Raw genomic sequence first — 5408 nt, forward strand, 5'->3', positions numbered from 1 at the left:
TCTTCGGCCGAATAGATTACCGGCCATGCTTTGCGTTCATAATCTTCAATTGTTGATTTATTCAGAGAACTTTTAATCTTTTTTATTGCAGCATCAAAATGCGCCTTTGTAACACGCAGGTTTGAGAGAATTTCCATTCTTTCCTGTTCTGATTTTTCATTGGTTTTAGTAATAAATTCACGCATTGCCTGGAGTTTTGCTTCTCTTACAACAAGTTCTATGTCAGCGCCAACGTAGCCCTCACTTTTTTGGACAAGGTCATCGATTTTGATATCTTCTGAAAGAAGTTTTTCTGAATTCTTCAGGTAAACTTCAAATATCTTTTTTCTGCCTTCTGCATCGGGTGGTGGAACATAGATTATCCTGTCGAGACGTCCTGGCCGCATTAGTGCTTCATCAAGCATATCCGGACGGTTTGTTGCGCCAAGGACTGTAACATTTGTCAGCTCTTCAAGTCCGTCAAGTTCGGTTAGTATCTGGCTTACCACACTTTCAGTTACATGAGATGATCCTTCAAATGTACCTCTTCTTGGGAGCAGTGCATCAATTTCATCAAAAAATATTATTGACGGAGATGCCTGTCTGGCCTTTCTGAATACATCTCTAACCCCTTTTTCTGACTCTCCAACCCATTTTGAGAGGAGTTCCGGACCTTTTATGGATATGAAATTGCACTCGCTTTTATTGGCGACAGCCTTTGCAAGCAGCGTTTTTCCTGTTCCCGGGGGTCCGAAGAGGAGTATTCCTGAAGGTGGCTTTGTATCTAGTTTTTCAAAGATCTCAGGATATTTAAGCGGCCATTCTATCGCTTCTGTAAGCTCCTTTTTAATATCATCAAGTCCTCCGATATCTTCCCAGGATATGTCAGGCACCTCTACCAGTACCTCACGCATTGCTGAAGGTTCTACATGTTTTAAGGCTTCTTCAAAGTCTGTTCTTTTCACTTTGATCTTTTCAATTATTTCGATTGGAATATCTTCGCCGGTTTTGAGATCTTTTAATTCTTCTCTTAATGCATGCATTGCTGCTTCTTTTACGAGAAGTGAGATGTCTGCCCCAACAAATCCATGTGTTACCGCAGCGAAAGGCTCAAGGAATTTTTTCTTTTTCAGCTCATTTTCATGCTTTTTCCCTTCATCTTCTCCCATCTCTGCAAATTTGCGGCTGAGTTCTGTACTGTCTTCACCTGTAATTTCTATCTCATCAAGATTTAGAGGGACACCGCGTGTATGCACCTGAAATATTTCAAGACGTCCTTTTTTATCGGGAATTCCTATCTCTATCTCCCTGTCAAAACGACCTCCCCGGCGAAGTGCGGGATCAATGTTGTCTGGAAGGTTTGTTGCCGCTATAACGATAACCTCTCCACGACCCTTAAGGCCGTCCATTAAAGCAAGAAGCTGTGCAACTATTCTTCGTTCAACCTCTCCCTTTGTTTCCTCACGTTTTGGGGCTATTGAATCAATCTCGTCAATGAAGATGATGGTAGGAGCGTTCTGCTGTGCTTCCTCAAATACTTCCCTTAATTTTCCTTCACTCTCTCCATAGTATTTACTCATTATCTCAGGACCTGAGAGTGAGATGAAATGTGCATCTACTTCATTTGCAACTGCCTTTGCAATAAGCGTCTTTCCGGTACCGGGAGGGCCATATAATAAAACTCCTTTTGGGGGCTCTATACCAAGTTTTTCAAAGATTTCCGGATGTCTTAGCGGGAGTTCTATCATCTCTCTGACCTGGGAAAGTTCTCTTCCAAGGCCACCTATATCTTCATAATGAACATCGGGAATATCTTTTCTACCTTCTTTTGGTTCATATGGTGTTTCTTTTATCTCAATCTCAGTATTGGGACCTACAATTGCAACTCCGGCGGGTTTAACCTTAGAAATTACAAATGTCAGGGCATTACCCATAATGTTTACCCTGAATGCCTGCCCCTCACTTACAGGACGGCCGTTTAACAGCCTTCCCATATACAGTTCACCGCCTCTGAGTGTTACCGGCTGGGTAGGATGAATTACAAGTTTTTCTGCATATAATGCCTCTACTTTTTTAATTGTGACTCTTTCATCAATTCCTGTCTGTATATTGCCTCTGATGTTTCCATCTATCCGGATAACTGCCCTCCCGGTATCCTGTGAAAAACCGGGCCAAACAATTGCGGCAGCTTTTCCTTTACCGGTAATTTCAATCACATCGCCGCTTCTGAGGCCCAGGGCATTCATAGTATCAATACTGATTCTGGCGATTCCCCTGCCTGCATCTTCGTGTAATGCTTCTTTTACTATGACTTCTGTTAAATGCGAATTACTCATAATTATTAACCTCTTCGGTTTATGTTTACCTATAGTAATCATCAATAATATTTAAGATTTTCTGGCAGATGGCTGATTTCAAGTTAAACTAAAAAAAGTTATCATCACTTTATTTATTTGTGAAAAGAATTTTTTTGAATGAAATCCTTTGTATGTGCTATAAAATAGCCCTTAATAATAAATTAAATGCTTAATTTTTCTTCTTATTATATGATTTCAAAAATTTTATTGATATCTTTTATATGATATTGTCCTTTGGCTGCTTTTTTTCCGCTGTGACAATAAATTATCATGGAACCAAAAAGAAGAAGGGAAATTCTTGCGGATCTAAATTTTTCACCCATTACACTTGCTATAAAGGGTTTTTTTATATTTATTATGAATTTGATAAAATCTGCAACATCTTCCATTTTTTTTGGAGTGACTACAATTTTTGGGATATCACCATATTTTCGTAATTCGTTCTCTAATTCGGTTAATTCTTCAATTTCCGGCATATGGTCCAGATGAGCCGAAGCAATAATTTTTTTCCCCCTTTTTTTTATTTCATAAGCATGTGTGGAGAAAACCCTTTCAATATCTATATATTCAGCACAATTTATCCAGGGCTCAATAGTATCTCGCCATTCACTATTATTTCCTGAGAAATTTCCACCCTCTTTTTTGCTTCTGATAGTTGCAATGCAGGGAATTTCATCTTTCCTTTTTTTGCAGAGTCTCAAAAGTTCTTCCTCTGAAGATTTATTTTCAATAAGATCGATTCTAACTTCCCTGAAATTAGCGCCATATTTTATGGCATTATTCCATTCTTCAAAATTTGACAGAGAAAGAGCGGTTTTCAAACGATATCACCTAATAAGAATATAACATTCAAGTGCTAATTATTTTTGTAATAATTTTTCAGTTTTTATTATATTAAGCCATATTGTAAACTTTGAAGTTTGGTTAATACAAATTATTACTAATATCCGGTGATTTTTTGAAGGTTAATTTTGGAGGGTTTGTTCCGTTAAGTACAGTGGACTGGCGTGGTAAGGCAGTCTGTACCGTTTTTTTAAGAGGATGTCCGGTCAGATGTCATTATTGTCATAATCTTTCACTTCAGAAAGGTCAGGATTTGCGTGATACAGAAGATATTATTGCGATGATAAAAGAATCCAGGATTGTAATTTCAGGAGTTATTTTTTCCGGAGGAGAGCCTACTATGCAGAAGGATGCACTTATTGATATGGCAAAAAAGTGCAAAGAGATGGGCCTTTTGGTTGGCGTTCAGACAAATGGTGCTTTTCCTGAGACACTTGCTGAGATGATGAGGCAGCGTTTAATTGATCTTATTCACCTTGATATCAAAACTCGGTGGGAACATTATCCCAAATTATTAAAGGTGAAACCCGGGACTATAGAGAATATAAAAGAGTCTCTTGAAATTTGTAAAAATGCATTTATGGATGGAATTTTACCTGAATTTCAGGTCGTATGTACTCTTTTTCCGGGACGGGAAGATGATGTTATTCATATTTCCAAAGAGACTAAAGGACTTGACCTTGTTCTTCAGCAGGGCGTTGAAGGAGAGATCCCTCCGCTGGATTTTGAGCAGTTAAAAAAACTGGCTGATAAGATTCACAGAAAAGTACGCATACGTACGAGAGAAGACGGGGAAGTTACATACGAGAACAATCAGATAATAATTGCAGATTCAATGGTGCTGACAGATATCCTTCAGGCCAGAAGAAATTACTAAATATAAATAATAAGGAGAGTTTTTTAATGCAGGTAATAGGAGTTGTTGGTCTTCCCGCAAGTGGGAAGGGAGAATTTTCCCGTATTGCAAAAGATATGAGTATTCCTGTTGTTGTTATGGGTGATGTTGTACGAAAAGAGGTATCTGATGCAGGCCTTAAACTGACTGATAAAAATATGGGCGCGATGTCACGCTGTTTAAGGCAGGGCATGGGCATGGATGCACTCGCACAATTAACAATTCCCCTTATTGAGAATATAAAATCAAAAGCCGTACTTATTGATGGAATCAGAGGAGATTCAGAGGTTGAAGCTTTTATGCAGAATTTCAGGGATTTTCATCTTATTGCTGTGGAGTCATCTTTTGAAACACGATTAAAACGCCTGCGGGAAAGAGGGCGCTCTGATGATAAAATCGATGAAGAAGGCTTAAAAAATCGTGATGAAAGAGAAACCGGATGGGGCCTTTTAAGTGCAATGTCAATGGCAGATTATACTCTCCAAAATGAAAGCACCATTGAAGAGTTTGAAAGTAATGTCAGAAAACTACTCGAGGATATAAGGAAGCTTAAATGAGTCTTGATTTTTATTTTGCCTCTTCAGCAAAGGTCTGGTCATCTATTGAATGGGTTTATGGAGTTGAAGAATCGGGCTACTCCGGATGGGAAATATCAGCAGACGGAAATTACCGGCTTGACAATCCTGCTCTTTATTCCAGGATTAAGGAAGTACTTGAAACAACTAAATTAAAAGTCAGTGTTCATGCTCCTTTTGCCGATTTAAACCTTTCATCGATGAATTATCCTATATATAGGGAGTCTGTAAGACAGTTGTCGGAATGCGTTTCTCTGGCATCAGAGATCACAGACCGGGTTACCATTCATCCGGGATATCTTTCTCCTGCCGCAAAACTTGTTCCTGACAGGGTATGGACCTTACACAAAGAGGCATTAAGGGAGATTGGAAAGGTGGCAGAGGACTCCGGAGTTTTAGCATGCCTTGAAAATATGCCCGATCTTCCTGATTTTTTATGCAAAGATCCTGATGAGATATTTGGCATGGTTGGGGGTTTGGATGGCATTGGTGTTACAATAGATTTGGGTCATGCAAATACTGTTGGAAAATTAAATTCATTTCTGGAAAAGGTTAGTCTTGCAGGGCATATTCATCTGCATGACAATAAAGGAAGAAAGGATGAACATAGTGCTCTTGGTGATGGATTAATTGACTGGGATAAGGCAGGCAAATTCATAAAAAATAATTATTCCGGGATCTGTGTTGTTGAAGGCAGAAGTATTGAAGAAGCGAAAAAAAGTTATCAGATTATCAAAAGGTGTTTCTTATGAGCGGAGA

The 5408-nt window shown here is 38.8% G+C and carries 5 protein-coding genes; 3 read left to right on the forward strand and 2 right to left on the reverse strand.

From position 1 onward, the window contains the following. Together ACTB1O_RS01695 and ACTB1O_RS01700 are read right to left on the reverse strand one after the other, a co-directional pair. Window positions 1–2315, reverse strand: a 2315-nt coding sequence (locus tag ACTB1O_RS01695) for a CDC48 family AAA ATPase (protein ID WP_462993412.1), incomplete at its 3' end; no start/stop codon positions are given. Between the two features lie 206 nt (window positions 2316–2521). Next, a complete protein-coding gene (locus ACTB1O_RS01700; protein WP_462993413.1) occupies window positions 2522–3157 on the reverse strand; it encodes a type I 3-dehydroquinate dehydratase in 636 nt (211 codons plus the stop codon). A 137-nt stretch (window positions 3158–3294) separates the two neighbouring features. On the opposite strand from ACTB1O_RS01700, the gene ACTB1O_RS01705 reads away from it, so the two are divergent. Genes ACTB1O_RS01705 through ACTB1O_RS01715 form a run of 3 tightly spaced genes read left to right on the forward strand, consistent with a single transcriptional unit; the run spans window position 3295 to window position 5401 of the window. After that, window positions 3295–4056 carry an anaerobic ribonucleoside-triphosphate reductase activating protein gene (locus ACTB1O_RS01705; RefSeq protein WP_462993414.1) on the forward strand — a complete coding sequence of 254 codons (762 nt, stop codon included), beginning with the start codon at window positions 3295–3297 and terminating at the stop codon, window positions 4054–4056. A 26-nt stretch (window positions 4057–4082) separates the two neighbouring features. Further along, complete coding sequence (locus ACTB1O_RS01710; RefSeq protein ID WP_462993415.1) at window positions 4083–4631, forward strand: AAA family ATPase; 549 nt, start codon at window positions 4083–4085, stop codon at window positions 4629–4631. Beyond that, window positions 4628–5401 carry a sugar phosphate isomerase/epimerase family protein gene (locus tag ACTB1O_RS01715; RefSeq protein WP_462993416.1) on the forward strand — a complete coding sequence of 258 codons (774 nt, stop codon included), beginning with the start codon at window positions 4628–4630 and terminating at the stop codon, window positions 5399–5401. The genes ACTB1O_RS01710 and ACTB1O_RS01715 overlap by 4 nt, the downstream gene beginning before the upstream one ends. The last annotated feature ends 7 nt before the right edge of the window (window positions 5402–5408 follow it).

It is taken from the genome of Methanomicrobium sp. (genome assembly GCF_055145805.1).